Consider the following 17,908-nt stretch of genomic DNA (forward strand, 5'->3'; position numbering starts at 1 on the left):
CTCTCCAGCTCCGAAAAGCTAGCATGGGTGTCCACTGAAACGAGGGAGGATCAACGCCGTTTGGCAAAAGCGCGACGGTCAGAGCGCTTCAATTCCTGAGCATATGACGAAGTCGGCCGTGCTTGCGCGAGTTGATCGGAAGCAGTGGGAAGCGACGCCTGTTAGTGGTGGGAACTCGCCCTGGGCGGTACTTCCGCCAGGTCGGTTTCAGGACATGGAGAACATCCAAGGCGCGAGCGACTGGATCGCCGGGCGCAAAGGGATCACAGCGGACCTGAACGGCGTCTATATGGTGAAGGTTATCGCCGAGAACCCTAAGACGGGCCTCGTTCAGGTTGAGACCAGGCCGCAGGCAGGAAAGACCGATATCGGTCCGGCTCGTAAGTTCTGGATCGAGCCAGACCTACTTTATCCGCTGCTCAAGGGGGCGGCCGATTTCTCCGCCTGTCATGTCCACGTGAGCGAGCAGCTTTATGTCTTAGTGCCCAATAAGGGGATCAATAGGAGTGACTACGAGAGCGCCGAGAAGGCGCTAAAGAAGCTCCCGCAGACGCGCAAGTACTTCGAGCATTTTAGAGCTCTCCTCGAGCGCCGCTCGACCTACAGGCTGCGCCAAAGTGGAGCGCCGTCCTACGTTGTCTATAACGCAGGTGCCTATACCTTTGCGCCTTACAAGGTGGTTTGGGCGGAGTTGTCGAACACCTTTGAAGCCGCTGTCGTAACAGAAGCGAACGTGCCGCTCGTGGGCACTCGGCCCTACGTTCCAGACCACAAAGTCTATTTTGCGGACTTTGATGACGAGGACGAGGCCTATTTTGTCGCTGGCGCGCTTAACTCTGCGCTAGTGCGGGAGTATGTGGAAAGCCACACAATCCAAATCCAAGTCAGCAATATCTTCAAGCATCTGAGCATCCCGAAATTTGACAAATCAGACAAGACGCACCGGTTGCTAGCGAAGGCAGCAAAGGATGCTCACGCGGCCAAATCTGAGAAAACGCGTCAAGCGTTCTTGCAGACTGTCGATGAACTTGCGGACGACGTGCTGACCTAGAACAGTCCGGCTTGCTAGGCGCGCATTCCGCGTCCTTTGTCAAAGCGACGCAGCGCCTAGCACTGTCCTAGCACAGCTATAAAAAATACTATAAATAACAGTAGCTTGCGGACAATATATTGCAATTCGTAATGCGTAGGTCAGGTGTTCGAGTCACCTAGGCGGCACCACTTCTTCTCCTTTCTTCGTGAAATTGACGCTGGCGGCGACGGGTTCGTTTTCGCGGCAATGTCGTGTCCTCTTCAGCGACGCGACCGGCGGCCTGGCGGGCTTCGGCATCGCCATGCCCGGCGTCTCGACGCTGGGCGTTTCGGACCCGCGCCGTAACGGGTCAGGCCGGAACCCGCGCCTTCGTGCGATCGTTGCTGCGGGACCACGGAGGCCGCCATGTTTGATCCCGTCGACGACGAAACCGCCCTCGAAGAAGTGCTCGCCTTTCTCAGCGCGCCGCCAGAGGCCGGGACGGCGGACGACGCGCGGTTCGGGGCCCGGTTGCGCCAGGTCATCGCCGCCTCGATTCCAGCCGCCGAGGATGACGACGCCGAGGATGCGCCCCGACTTTCGTTGGATGACGATCTGCGGCGTCGACTGGACGCGCTGGCGCGCCAGCGGGCCGAGGGTCATCCGTTCGGGGACCATCCTGACGGCATCGGCCCAACCCTTGGCATGGATCTTGGCCTGTCGACGCCGCGCCGCGACCCCTAGGTTGAGGGGCGGACTCGGCTCGTCCGAAGCGGAAACTTGCCACTCATTTCAGGTTTGAAACACAAGGCGCGACAATCTGTCCCGTTCCGGGATTTGATTTGCGCGCCCGAGTGTTTTGGCGCGGCCATACCGATTTGCTGTACCGGCCATACCGCCGTAAATCCCGACGGAACGGTGTTATCGGGAACAATTTTGTCTGTATTTGAGACGTATTTCTCGTCACAATTTCAGTTGATCGATGCGCATGCCGATGAAATTTGACGCGCTTGATTTGCGATAGTCGAAAGTAGAGCCGCGAAACTATATTCGTTTTATTTGGAGATGACCTGCGACAATCTGTCATTGCCTGCGGCGATTTACCTTCCATTCAGAAATGAAACCCGATCTCCATGCGCATCAGCTCGACATAACGAGCGGGGGATAGGCTGAATGTTGAACAAGACCAAGAGTGGCGCGATCGCGCTGATCATCGCGGCGTCCATGACGCCCCTGGCGGCGCACGCGGATGCGGCCAAGGATATCGTGATCGCGGGCCGCGCCCTGACGTTCCTTGAGAATGGTCCCACGGGCAAGGTCGTGATGGGCGTTGTCTTCGATCCGTCGAAGCCCGCCTCCGTGGCCGAAAAGAACGCCGTCATGGCCGCCATCGGCGGCGGCCTCAGCGCCGGCTCGGTGACGCTGACCGGCAAGCCGGTCGAAGCTGGCGACGCCGGGGCCCTCGGCGGCGTCGGCGCGCTCTATGTCACCACGGGCGCCAACGGCGCGGCCGTGGTCGGCGCCGCCAAGGGTAAGAAGATCATCACCATCGGCTCGGACGTGTCGTGCGCCACCAGCGGCGCCTGCGTGATGAGCGTGTCGGGCGATCCGAAGGTGGAAATCGTCGTGAGCCGCTCGGCGGCCGCGGCGGTCGGCGCGGTCTTCAAGGCCGCCTTCCGCATGATGATCCGTGAAGTCTGACCCTAGCGAACGAAAGAGACCCACCATGAAGACGACTCTCTTCGCCGGCGCTTCGGTCGGCCTGTGCCTGATGGCCTTCGCCGGCGCGGCCAACGCGCAATCCATCGACTACGGCGCGATGGAGCAGCTGTTCAACGAACCGGTCACCACCTCGGCCACCGGCTCGCCGCAGCGCTCCACCGAGGTGCCGGTCGACATGACCATCATCAGCGCCGCGGACATCAAGCGTTCGGGCGCCAATGACCTGCCCACGATCCTGAGCCGCGTCGCCGGCGTGGACGTGCTGAACTTCGCCGCCGGCCAGTCGGACGTCGGCATCCGCGGCTACAACCAGGCTCGCTCGCCGCGCCTGCTGGTCCTGATCAACGGCCGTCAGGTCTATCTGGACCACTTCGGCTACACCGACTGGGCCTCGCTGCCGATCCAGCTGAGCGAAATCCGCCAGATCGAAGTGGTGCGCGGCCCCAACAGCGCGATCTTCGGCTTCAACGCCGTGTCGGGCGTGGTCAACATCATCACCTTCAACCCGAAGTTCGACAACACCAACGTCGTCGAGCTGAAGGCCGGCACGAACTCCAGCACCAGCGTCTCGATCGTGAAGACCCTGCGTCTGGGCGAGCGCCTGTCGGTCCGCCTGTCGGGCGGCGTCGATCACGAGAACGAGTGGAAGAACAACTCCTCGGGCACGGGCGTCGTCCTGGCCTCGCAGATCCACAACCCGTCGACCGCCCGCGCCAATATCGACGCCGTCGCCCAGCTGACCGACAAGGTCACGCTGCGGGTTGAAGGCTCGATGTCGAACGGCTCGTCGACCCAGGTGATTTCGACTTTCGCCTACGCCGCTCACCGGGTGAAGACCGACTCGATCAAGGCGACCCTGAACGCCGAGACCAAGTTTGGCCTGCTGCAAGCCCAGGCCTATCGCAATGGCCTGGACGCCCTGACGCCCGGTCGCCGCTACCTGAACGACATCACCGTCTACAGCCTGGAAGACCTGTTCAAGATCGGCGCGGCCCATACGATCCGCGTCGGCCTCGAATATCGCGACAATCAGCTGGACACGGCCTCGTACGCTGGCGCCAAGGTCAGCTACACGGTGCTCGCGCCGTCGGCCATGTGGAACTGGGTCGTCAATCCGAAGCTGTCGGTGACCACCGCCGTCCGCCTCGACAAGCTGAGCCTGAAGCGCACGGGCACGTTCCCGGTCGGCGCCCCGCAGGCCAATAACGCCCTGTGGGACCGTGACATCACCGAGACCAGCGTCAATGTCGGCGCCGTCTACAAGGTCACCGACCACGACACCGTGCGCGCCACCTTCGCCCGCGGCGTCCAGGCGCCGACCCTGCTGGAACTGGGCGGCCTGCTGATCCCGCCGGCCACCCCCGCCCCGACCGGCGGCCTGATCAGCGGCAACCCGCAGCTGGATCCGGCCATCGTCACCAACTACGCGCTGGCCTATGACCACGCCCTGCCGGCCCTGAAGGCCAAGGTTGGCGTCAAGGTCTTCGCTCAGAAGACCCAGGACGTGAAGGGTCAGTTCAACGCCTCGCTGCTGGACATCGCGCCGACGGCCACGACCTGGGCGACCTTCACCTACAAGAACGTCTCGGACTCCAAGATGAAGGGCGTCGAGCTGTCCGCCTCGGGCAAGCTGGACGGCGGCTTCCGCTGGAGCGCCGACACGACCTACACCGATGTGAAGGACACCCCGTTCACGACCGTCTCGACGATCGTGCTGCGTAAGGTGAACTTCGAGGCCACCTCGCCGAAGCACCGCAGCAACCTGGCCGCCGGCTGGGCGAACGACAAGTGGGCCGTCGACGGCTACGCCCACTTCGTCAGCAAGTTCAACTCGTACAACGGCAACGATCTGGAGCGCGTGAAGGGCTACACCGCCATCGGCGGCCGCGTCGCCTACACCGTGGCCAAGGGCGCGGATATCGCGCTGAACGGTCAGAACCTGACCGCCAGCCGCCAGTCGCAAGCCAAGGGCCCCAGCGGCCTGCAGGCCGAGCGCCGGGTGATGCTGTCGCTGACCAAGACCTGGTAAGCGTCCGCCCGGACTGAAGAAGGGGGCCCCGTCGCAAGGCGGGGCCCTTTTCGCGTTTTGGGCGTCAGTCGTCCCAGCCCTTGCGCTTCTTCTTCTTGCCGAGGGCGAAGATGCCCGGATAGGGCCCCTTGCCGACCCGATAAAGGCACCAGTCGTCGTCCTTGGCGCAGTCGCCGTCGAAGGCGGCCTTCTTGTCCGGGTCGATCGCGGCGTACATCGGGGCGGTGAGGGCGCGCTTGCCGTCGGCCTCGGCGCAGGCGGCCTTCTCGTCGCGGGTCAGGGCCGCGACCTTCTCGTGGCGGCAGCCGAGACTGTCGCGCAGGCTCTTGCGGGTCCCATCGCTCTCCTCGACCAGCTTGCGAGCGGTGAAGCCCGGCGGGGCGACGATCGCGGGGGCGCCGGCCGGTTTGGCGACGAGCGCGGTCGGCGCGGCGACCGGGGGCGGCGCCTCGCGTCGCGCGGCGGGGTGAGCGGAAGGTTCGACCCGCGCTCTGGCGGTCGGCGCAACGGGGGGCGGCGGCGCGACCAATTCGGCTTGGATGGTCGGCGGTTCGACGAGATCCGGCATCCAGCGCGCGCCGGCGACCAGGGCCAGCAGCGCCAGGGCATGGGCGGCCAGCACCGCGGCCCAGGCCGCCAGGGTGCGCCGCAACGCTCGCCGCGAGGGCTCTCGCCAGGTTCCGATGGCGATCGCCGTGCTCATGGTCTCTCCGGGCGCTGCGGCGCGGCGTCTCGGTAGGCCGGTCATGCGGCGCAAGCGTGGCCGTGACGGACAACAAAAAGGCCCGGCGTCGCCGCCGGGCCTTTCCGTGTTTCAAGCTTGAAGGCTCAGGCTTACGCCGCGGCCTTCGCCTTGGCGCCGAAGCGGCCGTAGAAGGTCTCGCCCTTCTCGGCCATCTCGCGCAGCAGGGCCGGCGGGGCGAACCGCTTGCCGTACTTCTGGGCGAGGCCATCGCAGGTCTCGACGAAAGCCTTGGCGCCGACGGCGTCGATCAGGCTGATCGGGCCGCCGGTCCAGGGCGCGAAGCCCCAGCCGAGGATCGCGCCGACATCGGCCTCGCGCGGATCGGTGATGACGCCTTCCTCGAAGCAGCGGGCGGCCTCGACGGCCTGGCGATACAGCAGCCGGGTGCGGATCTCCTGGATCAGCGCCTGGTCGGCCTCGGCGATCTTCACCGGAGCCAGGTCCGACAGGCCCTTCCACAGGGTCTTGGGACCGTTCTCCGGATAGTCGTAGAAGCCCTTGCCGTTCTTGCGGCCGAAGCGCTGCAGCTCGACCACCATCTTCTCGATGATCGGGGCGAACGGACGGTCCTCGAACTTGTCGCCGAGGTCCTTCTTGGTCTGCTGGGTGACCTTGTAGCCAAGGTCGAGCGCGACGTCGTCGTTCATCTCCAGCGGACCGCGCGGCATGCCGGTGGCGCGGCCGACATTGTCGATGATGGCCGGGGCGATGCCGTCGGCCAGCATCTCGAGGCCTTCCTGCACGAAGGTGCCGAAGCAGCGGCTGGTGTAGAAGCCGCGGCTGTCGTTCACGACGATCGGCGTCTTCTTGATCTTCAGGACGTAGTCGATCGACTTGGCCAGGGCCTCGTCGGACGTCTCCTCGCCCATGATGATCTCGACCAGGCCCATCTTGTCGACCGGCGAGAAGAAGTGGATGCCGATGAAGTTCTTCGGACGCACGCTGGCCTTGGACAGGCCGGTGATCGGCAGGGTCGAGGTGTTGGAGCCGAAGATGGCGGTTTCGGCCAGCTGGGCCTCGGCCTTCTTGGTCACGTCGGCCTTGATCTCGCGGTTCTCGAACACGGCCTCGATGACGAGGTCGCTGCCCTTGACGTGATCATAGTCGGTGGTCGGGGTGATCAGGGACAGGACCTTGTCGGCCTTCTCCTGGGTCATCTTCCCACGCGACACGGCCTTCTTCAGCAGGCCCTCGGCGTAGGACTTGCCCTTGTCGGCGGCCTCTTGGCTCTGGTCGATCAGCACCGTCTCGATGCCGGCCATGGCTTGGACGTAGGCGATGCCCGCGCCCATCATGCCCGCGCCCAGCACGGCGACCTTCTTGGCTTCCGACGGCGGGACGTTGGCCGGACGGCCCGAGCCCTTGCCCAGCTCCTGCAGGGACAGGAACAGGGTGCGGATCATGCCCTTGGCCTGAGGCGACATCATCGTCTTCAGGAAGTAGCGGGTCTCGATGCGGATGGCCGCGTCGAACGGCACCTGCGTGCCTTCGTAGACCGCCTTCAGGATGTTCAGCTGGGCCGGATAGTTGCCATAGGTCTGCTTGCGCAGCATGGCGTTGCCCATGACGAAGACCTGACTGCCGGTCGGGGTGTAGGGACCGCCGCCGGGCAGCTTGAAGTCCTTCTTGTCCCACGGCGCGACGGGATCGCCCTTGGTCTTGACCCAGGTCTTGGCCGCTTCGACTTCCGAGCCCGGGGCGACCACCTCGTGGACGACCTTCAGGGCCAGGGCCTCCTGCGGCTTCATCGACTTGCCTTCCAGCAGGTACGGCGCGGCGGCCATAACCCCCATCAGGCGCGGCAGGCGCTGGGTGCCGCCGGCGCCTGGCAAGAGGCCGACCTTGGCTTCCGGCAGGGCCAGCTGGGTCTTCGGATTGTCGCCGACCACGCGGTAGTGGCAGGCCAGGCAGATCTCGAGACCGCCGCCCATGGCCAGGCCGTTGATCGCCGCGGCGACCGGCTTGCCGCAGGTTTCCAGGGCGCGGAACGCCTTGTTGAGGGCGAAGCCGGCGTCGAACGCGGCCTTCAGGCCCGCCTCACCGCCGGCCGAGCCGCCGGCCAGGCCGCCCGAGCCGCCCAGTTCGCCGAGGTCCGCGCCGGCGCAGAAGCCGCTGGCCTTGCCCGAGGTGATGACCGCGCCCTTGATGGCGTCGTCGGTCTTGATGCGCTCGACGATCTCGCCGATTTCCTTGATGACCGAAGCGGTCAGGGTGTTCATCGAACGACCGGGCACGTCGAAGGTGACGAGGGCCACGCCGTCGGAATCGACCTCGATCTTGAAGTTTTCCATGTGACTAGTTCCTGATCGAGAGGGTTAGACGCGTTCGATGACCGTGGCGGTGCCCATGCCGGCGCCGACGCACAGGGTGATCAGGGCGGTTTCCTTGTCCGAGCGTTCCAGCTCGTCGACCATGGTGCCCAGGATCATCGCGCCGGTGGCGCCCAGCGGGTGGCCCATGGCGATGGCGCCGCCGTTCACGTTCATCTTGTCGTGCGGGATGTCGAGCGCCTGCATCATGCGCAGGACGACGGCGGCGAAGGCCTCGTTCAGCTCGTAGAGGTCGATGTCGGAGACCTCCATCTTCAGCTTCTTGAGCAGCTTTTCGGTGACCAGCGAGGGGCCGGTCAGCATGATCGACGGCTCGCTGCCGATCGAGGCCGCGCCCTTGATGCGCGCGCGGGCCTTCAGGCCCAGGGCCTCGCCCATTTCCTTGGTGCCGATCAGCACGCCGGCGGCGCCGTCGACGATGCCCGAGCTGTTGCCGGCGTGGTGCACGTGATTGACGCGCTCGACCTGCGGGTAGCGCTGGGTGACGACGGCGTCGAAAGCCATCTCGCCCATGCCCGTGAACGACGGGTTCAGCGAGGCCAGGGTCTGCATGGTCGTATTGCCGCGCACGGTCTCGTCATGGTCCAGGATGGTCAGGCCCAGCTGGTCCTTCACCGGCACGACCGACTTCTTGAAGCGGCCTTCGGCCCAGGCGGCCGCGGCGCGCTTCTGGCTTTCGACGGCGTAGGCGTCGACGTCGTCGCGCGAGAAGCCGTAGAGCGAGGCGATCAGGTCGGCCGACACGCCCTGCGGGGCGAAGTAGGTCTTGAAGGCCGAGGACGGGTCGGTCGGCCAGGCGCCGCCGTCGCTGCCCATCGGCACGCGGCTCATGCTCTCGACGCCGCCGCCGATCGCCATCTGGGCCTCGCCCGAGGCGACCTTGGCCGCCGCCATGTTCACGGCTTCCAGGCCCGAGGCGCAGAAGCGGTTGATCTGCACGCCGGCGACGCTTTCGGCGTAGTCGGCGGTCAGCACGGCGGTGCGGGCGATGTCGGAGCCTTGCTCGCCGACCGGGGCGACGCAGCCCAGGACGACGTCGTCGACCTTGCTGGTGTCCAGGTTGTTGCGGTCGCGCAGGGCTTCCAGCACCTGGGTGGCCAGGGACAGCGAGGTGATCTCGTGCAGAGACCCGTCCTTCTTGCCCTTGCCGCGCGGCGTGCGCACGGCGTCGAAAATGTAAGCGTCAGCCATGGAATGGCTCCTTCCTGCGAAGCGTTGTTCGTGTCGTTTAGCGGCGCGCCGGCCCTGTGCGGTCGGGCGTCGTTATTGTTTCCAGTTGCCGATCGGGTACTTGCCGATCGGTTCGCACTTGAGGCCTCGGGCCGAGACCTTGGCGCGGTAGTAGAGGCGCGAGCCGAACTCGGGCGGCGGCAGCTCGCACGCCGTGAAGCCCGAGGTCGTCACCTCCAGCTTCCACTCGGCGACCTTGGAGCGCAGCAGGGTCTGGCAGATGTCCTGGCCCGCCGGCCGCAGCGGCAGCTTGAAGGCGCCGGGCTGCGGGGTCTTGCCGACCAGCGCGCCGGAGAAGGTGAGCGGCCGAGGGCCTTGCACGGCGCGCACGCAGACCACGGCCGAGCGGGCGTCGTTGGCCGGCGCCGCGGCGGCCGGTCCGGCCAGCAGTGCGATCAGGGGAAGCGTGATCAGGGACAAGGCCATCATAGGGTCCTCGCGATCAGCAGTTTCATGATCTCGTTGGTGCCGCCGTAGATACGCTGGATGCGGCTGTCCTTGTACATGCGCGCGATCGGGTACTCGTTCATGAAGCCATAGCCGCCGAACAGCTGCAGGCAGCGGTCGACGATCTTGTTCTCCAGGTCGCTGACCCAGTACTTGGCCATCGAGGCGGTGGCGGCGTCCAGCTTGCCCTCCAGATGCTGGCCGATGCAGTGGTTGACGAAGACCTTGGCGACGGTCGCCTCGGTCTTGCACTCGGCCAGGACGAACTGGGTGTTCTGGAAGTCGAGGATCGCCTTGCCGAACGCCTTGCGGTCCTTGACGTAGGCGATGGTCAGCTCCAGCGCCCGCTCGATGGTCGCCATGCCCTGGACGGCGATGTTCAGGCGCTCCTGCGGCAGCTGGCTCATCAGCTGGAAGAAGCCCTGGCCCTCGTCGGTCCCCAGGAGGTTCTCGGTCGGGACCTTCACGTCGTTGAAGAACAGCTCGGAGGTGTCCTGAGCCTCCTGGCCCAGCTTGTCGAGATTGCGGCCGCGCTCGAAGCCTTCGGCGCCGTCGGTCTCGACGAAGATCAGCGAGGTCCCGCGCGCGCCGCCGGCCGGGTCTGTCTTGGCCACCACGCAGATCAGGTTGGCGGTCTGGCCGTTGGTGATGAAGGTCTTGGAGCCGTTGAGGACGTACTGGTTGCCGACCTTCTTGGCGGTGGTCTTGACGCCTTGGAGGTCGGAGCCGGCGCCCGGCTCGGTCATGGCGATGGCCGAGACCAGCTCGCCGGTCGCCATGCGCGGCAGCCAGCGTCGCTTCTGCTCCTCGGTGCCGTAGTGGACGATGTACGGCATGACGATGGCGTTGTGCAGGCTGGCGCCGAAGCCGTCGACGCCCTTCTTGCCCAGTTGCTCCATCAGCACGACCTCGTGCCGGTAGTCGCCGCCGGCGCCGCCGTACTGCTCGGGCGTGGAGAGGCCGAGCAAGCCCGCCTCTCCCGCCTTGGTCCACATGTCGCGGTCGACGCAATGGTTCTTGCGCCACTTGGCGACGGTCTCTTCAGGGGCGTGCTCGTCGAAGAATTTGCCGACCGCGTCCTCGAAGATCGCGATGTCTTCCTCGGCCATGAAGGCCGGCTTTTCAACGTTGAGCACGCTCATGATCAGAAAGCCTCCGCGGGCAGCGCCATCAGGGTCGCCGAACCGGTCTTCAGCTTGGCCAGATGCGACGCAGCGTCAGGCAAGATGCGTTCGATGAAATATCGGCCGGTCGTCAGCTTGGTCGTGAAGAACGGGTCCGACGAGCCGGCGGCGATCTTGGCCTGGGCGGCCTTGGCCATCAGCGCCCACATGTACGCCAGGCCCGTCAGGCCGAAGAGGTGCATGTAGTCGGTCGAGGCCGCGCCGGCGTTGTCGGGGTTCTGCAGGCCGTTCTGCATCAGCCACATGGTGCCGTCCTGCAACTGGCCTTTCACGCCGGCCAGGGCCTCGATGAACGGCTTGATCGCCTCGTCGGCGTCGTTCTCGCCGATGAACTGGTCGATCTCCTGGAAGAAGGTCATGACCGCGCGGCCGCCCTTGGAGGCCAGCTTGCGGCCGACCAGGTCCAGGGCCTGCACGCCGTTGGTGCCCTCGTAGATCAGGGCGATGCGGCAGTCGCGCATGAACTGGCTGACCGGGAAGTGCTCGGTGAAGCCGCTGCCGCCGTGCACTTGCACCGCGTTCGAGCAGACCTGGAAGCCCTTGTCGGTCAGGTAGCCCTTCAGCACCGGCGTCATCAGGCTCATATAGTCGGCCGACTTCTCGCGGACCTTCTCGTCGGGGTGGACGTGCGACAGGTCGCCGTGCAGGGCGGTCCAGAACAGGAAGGCGCGGCCGCCCTCGATCAGGGCCTTGCTCTCCAGCAGCATGCGACGCACGTCGGGGTGGACGATGATCGGATCGGCCGGGCCATCGGCGTTCTTCGGGCCCGTCAGCGAGCGGCCTTGCAGGCGGTCCTTGGCGAAGGCGACGGCGGCCTGATAGGCGGCCTCGCCCTGGGCCACGCCCTGCATGCCGACGCCGAGGCGCGCCTCGTTCATCATCACGAACATGATCTTGAGGCCGGCGTTCTCCTCGCCGATCAGGTAGCCGACGGCGTCGTCATACTGCATCACGCAGGTGGCGTTGCCGTGGATGCCCATCTTCTCTTCCAGGCCGACGCACTTGACGCCCTGGTTGCGCTCGCCGACCGAGCCGTCGGCCTTGGGGAAGAACTTCGGCACGATGAACAGGCTGATGCCCTTCACGCCGGCCGGGGCGCCCTCGATGCGGGCCAGCACCAGGTGGACGATGTTGTCCGACATGTCGTGCTCGCCGGCCGAGATCCAGATCTTCTGGCCGGTGATGCGGTAGGTTCCATCCGCCTGCGGGACCGCCTTGGTGCGCAGCAGGCCCAGGTCCGTGCCGCAGTGCGGCTCGGTCAGGTTCATGGTGCCGGTCCATTCGCCGGTCACCATCTTGGGCAGATAGGTCTGCTTCTGTTCGTCGGTGCCGCCGAAGTGGATGGCCGAATAGGCGCCGTGGGCCAGGCCCGGATACATCGAGAAGGCCATGTTGGCCGAGCTCGACATCTCGCTGAAGGCCAGGTTCACGACGTAGGGCAGGCCCTGGCCGCCATAGGCGGGATCCGAGCCGAGGCCGGTCCAGCCGCCTTCGCACAGCTGCTTGTAGGCGTCCTTGAAGCCGGGCGGGGTGGTGACGGTGTTGGTCGCCGGGTCCAGCTTGCAGCCGTTCTTGTCGCCGACCGTGTTCAGCGGGGCCAGGACGTCGCCCGTGAACTGGGCGGCGGCGTCCAGGATCTGCTCGACGACGTCGAACGGCGCGTCGGAGAAGCCGGGCAGGTCGCCATGCTGATCGATATTGAGCACGTCGCGCAGGATGAAGGCGTGATCGCGAACGGGCGGCTGGTAGGTCATGAAACGGTCCTGGGAGGATCGGAGGAGGAAAGGTGTGTCGGCGTCGTCAACCGGACGTGTCTTGTCCAATCACGCCGCCGCGGTGGTCTTACTTGCCCAGCATGGCTTCGGCGTGACCGTCCAGGCGGGCGCGCAGCACCTGCTCGTAGTCGGCCGCGCGGGGCAGCAGGTCGGGGCGGATCTCGGCGAGGCGGCGCTCGAGGCGGTCGCAGGCCTCGCGCAGCTCGACCAGGGCGTTGTCGATGTCGTCGCGCTGTTGCTCCAGCGCCGTGGCGCGTTCGCGGAACTTCTTCAGCGAGCGGGCCATCTGGGCCGCGCCCTGGTCGTTCTCGTCATAGAGGTCCAGCAGCTCGCGGATTTCCGACAGCGACAGGCCCACGCGCTTGCCGCGCAGGATCAGCTGCAGGCGGACGCGGTCCTTGTGCGAATAGACGCGGTTCAGCCCTTCGCGCGCGGGGCTCAGCAGGCCCTTGTCCTCGTAGAAGCGCAGGGCGCGCGGCGTGGCTTTGAATTCGTTGCAGAGCTGGCGGATCGTGAATGTCCGCTCGGGGCGACGCAGGTCGGCCATGGTTCAAACCTCCCAATCAAGAGGGCCTGGCTACTGCGGCCGGGCCGCTTAGTTATCGGCGATCACCCTAAACCCGATCCCGGGGAAGCGTCAACGCTTACGTAAACGTCAATCTATGCTGCCGTCATAGGTTTACTTTCCTAGGCTTGGCGGCGTATTTTCGAGCTCGAAGGCCGCGACCGCTCAAGGAGACGCCCGATGGCGACCCTCTCTCACGGCGAAATCTGGCGGGCCATCGATGCGCTGGCCGAGCGCTTCGACATGACGCCGTCGGCCATGGCCCGGATGGCGGGCCTGGACCCCACCAGTTTCAACCGTTCGAAGCGCGGCTCGACGGAGGCCGACAGCCGCCCGCGTTGGCCGTCGACCGAGAGCCTGGCCAAGCTGCTGGAAGCGACTGGGGTGAACTTCTCGGAGTTCGCGGCCATGACCGAGCAGTCCGGCGGCGCGGGCGCAAGGCGAGGGGCGCCGCTGATCGGCCTGGCCCAGGCCGGGCAGGAGGGCTTCTTCGACGCGGCGGGCATGCCGATGGGCGCGGGCTGGGACGAGGCGCCGGCGCCGGATCTTGGCGAGGGCCTGTTCGCCCTGGAAGTGTCTGGGGACGCCCTGACGCCGGTCTATCGCGACGGCGACCGCCTTCTGGTGTCGCCCACGGTCGAGCCGCGCAAGGGCGATCGCGTGGTGGCGCGGACCCATGCGGGCGAGGTTCTGGTGCGAGAGCTGGGCCGGGTCACGGCCAGGACGATCGAGCTCTTGGCGCTCGGGCGGGAAGGCGATCGCCTGCTGTCGCGGGACGAGGTCGCCTGGATCGCGCGGATCGTCTGGGCCAGCCAGTAGCCGGCCCGGAACCCGTTACGTGCGCGGGCAGTCGCCGTGCGTGTCGAGCAGCCAGGCGATCAGCGGGCCGGCGGCCGGATCGGCGCACGATACGTCGACGCGATACGACTGCCAGGTGTCGTTGTGCGCGGCCTCGACTTGGGCGTCGGGGAACTGCTGAACGATGCCGCCGAGCAGAGAATCGAACTTCTGTCGATCGGTGGGGCGGAGGGTGAACGAAGCCATGGTCTGACCTTGAAGACTGTCCTGGTCCGGAAGATCGGACCTTAGACTCACAAAAGTGGTCAGACCCTTAATACCGAATTCAGGTCTCGTTCATCTGCCCGGCAAGGTGTCGCTGCGCGTTTGCGCCGCACCAATACCTCAGCCCAGCTTCTCCTCGATGAGGGCCACCGTGCGGTCGATGCCGAAGATCGCCGCGAACGAGCCGAAGCGGGGGCCCTGGCTCTGGCCCAGCAGCACTTCGTAGAGGGCCTGGAACCAGGCGCGCAGCGGGTCGAAGCCGTGCGCCTTGCCCACCTCGAACACCTCGTTCTGGATCAGCTCGGCGTCCTGCGTCCCGGCCGGCATGGCTTTCAGCTTGGCCAGGAGGTCCAGCATGGCCGCGCGTTCCTGGTCGCTGGGCGCGCGGAACACCTTCGAGGGCTTCACGAAGTCCTCGTAGTAGTTGATCGCGTAGCCGGCCAGGCGATCCAGCAGCGGCTGGCTTTCCGGCGTCGCGCCCGGGATGTAGCGCGACAGGAAGCCCCAGAGGATTTCCTTGGTCGAGGCGTCGGCGGCCGAAACCAGGTTCAGCATCAGGCTGAACGACACCGGCGAGCCGTGCTGCGGCGGACGGCCCGTGTGGATGTGCCAGACAGGGTTGTCGAGCTGCTTGGCCGGCTCCTGGCGCGGATAGGCGTCCAGCTGCTGCAGGTACTCGTCGGTCGCCTTCGGAATGACGTCGAAATAGAGCTTCTTGGCCGACTTGGGGCTCTGGAACATGTAGTACGACAGGCTCTCGGGCGCGCCGTACCGCAGCCAGTCCTCCATGGAGAGGCCGTTGCCCTTGGACTTGGAGATCTTCTGGTTGTTCTCGTCCAGGAAGAGCTCGTAGTTGAAGCCCTCCGGCGGGACCCCGCCCAGCGCCTTGCAGATCGCGCCCGAGGCCTTGACCGAGTCGATCAGGTCCTTGCCCGACATTTCATAGTCCACGCCCAGCGCGGTCCAGCGCATGGCCCAGTCGGGCTTCCACTGCATCTTCACGTGGCCGCCGGTGACCGGGACCTCGACGTTACGGCCGTCCTCGTCCTGGAAGACGATTGTGCCCTTCTCGACGTTGCGCTCCAGGGTCGGGACCTGCAGCACGCGGCCGGTGGTCGGGCTGATCGGCAGGAACGGCGAATAGGTCGCGCGGCGCTCCTCGCCCAGGGTCGGCAGCATCACCTTCTGGATCGCGTCGAAGCGCTCCAGAGCGGTCAGCAGGGTCGCGTCGAACATCCCGCCACGATAGCAGGCGGTCGAGCTGACGAACTCGTACTCGAAGCCGAAGCCGTCCAGGAACGCGCGCAGGCGGGCGTTGTTGTGGGCGCCGAAGCTGTCGTGGGTGCCGAACGGGTCGCGGACGACCGTCAGCGGCTTGCCCAGGTCCTCGATCAGCGGCTGCTTGTTCTCGATGTTCTCGGGAACCTTGCGCAGGCCGTCCATGTCGTCGCTGAAGGCGATCAGCCGAGTCGGGATGGCCTCGTCGGTCAGGGCGCGGAAGGCGCTGCGCACCATCGTCGTGCGCGCGACCTCGCCGAAGGTGCCCAGGTGCGGCAGGCCCGACGGCCCATAACCGGTCTCGAAGATCACGGCCTTGGCGAGGGCCGGATAGGCTTTCACCGCCTCGTCGGTCTTGCCGGCGTCGATCAGGGCCTTGGCGGCCTCCTGGTCGGCGCGATCGGGGAGGCGCACGCGCAGGACGCGGGCGATCGTGGCGCGCGCCTGCTCGAAGGGCCAGGAGCGGGCGTCACGGGCGAGGGGGGAGAGGCCTTCAAACATGCGGGGCGGTATAAGCGCTGACGCGGCGAAGGGCTAGGGTGGCGGTCGTCGCAAGCTGGACATCTCCATCACCGTGTCATCCCGGCCGCAGCGTAGCGGAGAGCCGGGAGCCAGGGGCGGCCCGCACGGAGCTCTTGCAAACCCTGGGTCCCGGATAGCCTCTGCGAGGCTTCCGGGATGACACGCTGATTGAGCGATCAGCCCGCCAGCGCGCCCGCCACGACCTCGCGCGCTTCGGCCTGGACCTGCTTCAGGTGGTCGGGACCCAGGAACGACTCCGCATAGACCTTGTAGACGTCCTCGGTGCCGGAGGGCCGCGCGGCGAACCAGGCGTTCTGCGTGCAGACCTTCAGGCCGCCGATCGCCTCGCCGTTGCCAGGGGCGGCGGTCAGGATGTCGGTGATCGCCTCGCCGGCCAGGGTCTTGGCCGAGACGTCGCTGGGGCTGAGCTTGGCAAGGCGCGCCTTCTCCTCGCGGCTGGCCGGGGCGTCGACGCGGGCATAGGCCGGCGCGCCGTACTTTTCGGTCAGGCCAGCGTAGAGCTGGCTGGCGCTCTGGCCGGTCACCGCCTGGATCTCGGCGGCCAACAAAGCCAGCTGGATGCCGTCCTTGTCGGTGGTCCAGACCCCGCCGTCGTGGCGCAGGAAGGCCGCGCCCGCCGATTCCTCGCCGCCGAAGCCGACGGAGCCGTCCAAGAGGCCCGGCACGAAGTACTTGAAGCCGACCGGCACCTCCAGCAGGCGGCGGCCCATCCCCGCGACGACGCGGTCGATCATCGAGGACGAGACCAGGGTCTTGCCGACCGCCGTGTCCGCGCCCCAGCCGGGGCGATGGCTGAACAGGTACGAGATGGCCGCGGCCAGGTAGTGGTTGGGGTTCATCAACCCGCCATCAGGGGTGACGATCCCATGGCGGTCGGCGTCGGCGTCATTGCCGGTGGCGACGTCATAGAGCGCCGTGTGGGGGGCCGCGCCGCCCTTCATGATCCCGATCAGATTGGCCATGGCCGACGAGGACGAGCAGTCCATCCGGATCTTGCCGTCGGTGTCGAGCGGCATGAACGCCCAGCGCGGGTCGACGGCGTCGTTGACCACCGTGAGGTCCAGGCCGTGGCGCTCGGCGATCGCGCCCCAATAGGCGACGGCGGCGCCGCCCAGCGGATCGGCGCCGATCCGCACCTTGGCCGCGCGGATCGCGGCGATGTCGATCACGGCCGGCAGGTCGTCGACATAGCGGCCCAGGAAATCGTAGTCGCCGACGGCCTTGCGGGCCGTCTCGAACGGGACGCGCTTCACGCCGGCCAGGCCCTGCGCGAGCAGATCGTTGGCGCGGGCGGCGATGGCCGAGGTGGCGTCCGAGCCGGCCGGACCGCCCGACGGCGGATTGTACTTGATGCCGCCGTCGCGCGGCGGGTTGTGCGAGGGGGTCAGCAGCAAGCCGTCGGCTTGGCGGGCGCCCCGGCGGTTATGGGTCAGGATCGCGTGCGACACGGCCGGGGTCGGGGTGAAGCCGTCGCGGGAGTCGACCAGGGCCTCGACGCCATTGCCCGCCAGCACTTCCAGCACCGAGCGCCAGGCGGGCTCGGACAGGCCGTGGGTGTCGCGGCCGACGAACAGCGGGCCGGTCACGCCCTGGGCGGCGCGGTATTCGACGATCGCCTGGGTGACGGCCAGGATGTGCGCTTCGTTGAACGCGCCGTCCAGGCTGGAGCCCCGGTGGCCCGAAGTGCCGAATACGACCTTCTGCGCGGGGTTCGAGACGTCCGGCTGGATCTCGTAATAGGCGCTGATCAGCGCGTCGAGATCGACAAGATCTTCCGGAAGAGCGCGAAGGCCGGCGCGGTCGTGCATCAAGTCACCTGGCAGAGTTTGGATGTATCGATAAGCATGAAGTCCTAAAGGGCGCGGGAGACAATTTCACGAACTATCTGGTGGGTTTGGCAGTTCTCACGGGCAGGTTGACCATCGCCGTAGGCCCCCACCTGACCATGCTCGGCATGGTCGTCCGCCCCCCGGGGGGGCGGACGAC

Annotated in this window: 15 protein-coding genes; 5 read left to right on the plus strand and 10 right to left on the minus strand. The window is 66.4% G+C overall.

Going from position 1 to position 17,908, the window contains the following annotated elements:
• The first annotated feature begins 214 nt into the window (after positions 1-214).
• From AX690_RS09225 to AX690_RS09240, 4 genes are all read left to right on the plus strand, one after another.
• Complete coding sequence (locus tag AX690_RS09225) at positions 215-1,051, plus strand: hypothetical protein (RefSeq protein ID WP_066687590.1); 837 nt, start codon at positions 215-217, stop codon at positions 1,049-1,051.
• A 387-nt stretch (positions 1,052-1,438) separates the two neighbouring features.
• A complete protein-coding gene (locus AX690_RS09230) occupies positions 1,439-1,756 on the plus strand; it encodes a hypothetical protein (protein ID WP_082769583.1) in 318 nt (105 codons plus the stop codon).
• A gap of 429 nt (positions 1,757-2,185) precedes the next feature.
• Entirely contained in the window at positions 2,186-2,713 is a 528-nt protein-coding gene (locus AX690_RS09235) for a hypothetical protein (protein ID WP_066687593.1), read from the plus strand.
• 25 nt (positions 2,714-2,738) lie between these two features.
• On the plus strand, positions 2,739-4,763 hold the full coding sequence (locus AX690_RS09240; RefSeq protein ID WP_066687598.1) for a TonB-dependent siderophore receptor: 2,025 nt from the start codon (positions 2,739-2,741) through the stop codon (positions 4,761-4,763).
• A 64-nt stretch (positions 4,764-4,827) separates the two neighbouring features.
• Here the strand turns inward: AX690_RS09240 and AX690_RS09245 are convergent, their stop codons facing one another.
• From AX690_RS09245 to AX690_RS09275, 7 genes are all read right to left on the minus strand, one after another.
• Positions 4,828-5,466 (minus strand): hypothetical protein, encoded by a 639-nt coding sequence (locus AX690_RS09245; RefSeq protein WP_066687601.1) that lies wholly within the window; start codon positions 5,464-5,466, stop codon positions 4,828-4,830.
• A gap of 131 nt (positions 5,467-5,597) precedes the next feature.
• Positions 5,598-7,799: a 3-hydroxyacyl-CoA dehydrogenase NAD-binding domain-containing protein gene (locus AX690_RS09250; RefSeq protein WP_066687606.1), complete on the minus strand. Its 2,202-nt coding sequence runs from the start codon at positions 7,797-7,799 to the stop codon at positions 5,598-5,600.
• A gap of 24 nt (positions 7,800-7,823) precedes the next feature.
• A complete protein-coding gene (locus AX690_RS09255) occupies positions 7,824-9,029 on the minus strand; it encodes an acetyl-CoA C-acetyltransferase (protein WP_066687608.1) in 1,206 nt (401 codons plus the stop codon).
• Between the two features lie 72 nt (positions 9,030-9,101).
• Positions 9,102-9,494 carry a hypothetical protein gene (locus AX690_RS09260; RefSeq protein ID WP_369798190.1) on the minus strand — a complete coding sequence of 131 codons (393 nt, stop codon included), beginning with the start codon at positions 9,492-9,494 and terminating at the stop codon, positions 9,102-9,104.
• Positions 9,494-10,657: an acyl-CoA dehydrogenase family protein gene (locus AX690_RS09265; protein WP_066687610.1), complete on the minus strand. Its 1,164-nt coding sequence runs from the start codon at positions 10,655-10,657 to the stop codon at positions 9,494-9,496. The genes AX690_RS09260 and AX690_RS09265 overlap by 1 nt, the downstream gene beginning before the upstream one ends.
• Positions 10,658-10,659: 2 nt before the next feature.
• Complete coding sequence (locus tag AX690_RS09270; protein ID WP_066687613.1) at positions 10,660-12,453, minus strand: acyl-CoA dehydrogenase C-terminal domain-containing protein; 1,794 nt, start codon at positions 12,451-12,453, stop codon at positions 10,660-10,662.
• Between the two features lie 88 nt (positions 12,454-12,541).
• Complete coding sequence (locus AX690_RS09275) at positions 12,542-13,021, minus strand: MerR family DNA-binding transcriptional regulator (protein WP_066687615.1); 480 nt, start codon at positions 13,019-13,021, stop codon at positions 12,542-12,544.
• A gap of 198 nt (positions 13,022-13,219) precedes the next feature.
• Here AX690_RS09275 and AX690_RS09280 point away from each other — a divergent pair, with 198 nt between their 5' ends.
• Complete coding sequence (locus tag AX690_RS09280; protein WP_066687617.1) at positions 13,220-13,858, plus strand: S24 family peptidase; 639 nt, start codon at positions 13,220-13,222, stop codon at positions 13,856-13,858.
• Positions 13,859-13,873: 15 nt separating this feature from the next.
• On the opposite strand, the gene AX690_RS09285 is transcribed toward AX690_RS09280, so the two are convergent.
• The 3 genes from AX690_RS09285 to pgm form a co-directional block, all read right to left on the minus strand.
• A complete protein-coding gene (locus AX690_RS09285; RefSeq protein WP_066687619.1) occupies positions 13,874-14,083 on the minus strand; it encodes a hypothetical protein in 210 nt (69 codons plus the stop codon).
• Between the two features lie 138 nt (positions 14,084-14,221).
• Entirely contained in the window at positions 14,222-15,880 is a 1,659-nt protein-coding gene (locus tag AX690_RS09290; RefSeq protein ID WP_066687621.1) for a lysine--tRNA ligase, read from the minus strand.
• Positions 15,881-16,077: 197 nt separating this feature from the next.
• Entirely contained in the window at positions 16,078-17,733 is a 1,656-nt protein-coding gene (gene pgm / locus AX690_RS09295; protein WP_197426820.1) for a phosphoglucomutase (alpha-D-glucose-1,6-bisphosphate-dependent), read from the minus strand.
• Between the last annotated feature and the right edge of the window lie 175 nt (positions 17,734-17,908).

It is taken from the genome of Caulobacter sp. CCH9-E1, assembly GCF_001556515.1.
In the GTDB taxonomy this organism is placed as follows: domain Bacteria; phylum Pseudomonadota; class Alphaproteobacteria; order Caulobacterales; family Caulobacteraceae; genus Caulobacter.